This window comes from Psychrobacter piscatorii, assembly GCF_001444505.1.
Taxonomy (GTDB): Bacteria; Pseudomonadota; Gammaproteobacteria; order Pseudomonadales; family Moraxellaceae; genus Psychrobacter; species Psychrobacter piscatorii_B.
In genome coordinates, this window is sequence record NZ_LNDJ01000041.1 from 1 (window position 1) to 683 (window position 683).

Sequence of the window (683 nt, forward strand, 5' to 3'; positions counted from 1 at the left end):
TATCGGTTTTATTTGGATTAGACTATAACTTTTGCTAATTTAATTGATATCTGTATATTATTATAAAAAATTTAAAAAATAGGGATAAGAAAATGGATGATAGAAAAATGAAATATTCTTCAGAGTTTGCGATAAGCTTCTCATCTGGAGCATGGACAATGATACCAGCTAAAAATATCGCATCTGAAAAAGATGTAGCTAATAATGGTTTTAAAGAAGTGATCGATGAATCTTATATATATTTAATAACAAAACTACCAAAAATTTGGTTTGATGAGCTAGACTACTCAGAAGATTTAAAAAAAATTGGATATAAAAATTTCTTACAGAAAAAAAGGTATTGTACATAGTAATAGTATTGAAATCCCATTTACTCCTACTGAAGATACAAAGTATATAGAAATCTCTGAATATCCTCATGTAAATATCTATATGCTTAATAGCAATAGGGATAAAATAAGATATATTCCTATTAATTTATTTCCAATAGCTGTCGGTAATGAAAATAATAATGATGATTTAAGGGATTTAGAAGTTTTATATATAGGAAAATCTTATTCTGAGACTAATACTAGAAATATTATTAGTCGCCTAAAAAGTCATTCTACGTTACAAAAAATATTGGCTGATGTTTCTTGTGACGATCCAGATTATGAAATAGATCTCTTGCAAAAGTACCAGTT

Annotated in this window: 2 protein-coding genes; both read left to right on the forward strand. The window is 26.5% G+C overall.

The features are described 5' to 3' along the window. Positions 1-92: 92 nt before the first annotated feature. Positions 93-350 (forward strand): hypothetical protein, encoded by a 258-nt coding sequence (locus tag AS194_RS02190; RefSeq protein WP_058023845.1) that lies wholly within the window; start codon positions 93-95, stop codon positions 348-350. Continuing rightward, a partial coding sequence (locus AS194_RS13605) for a hypothetical protein (RefSeq protein WP_200960306.1) occupies positions 307-683 on the forward strand: 377 nt, incomplete at its 3' end. The genes AS194_RS02190 and AS194_RS13605, both read left to right, overlap by 44 nt.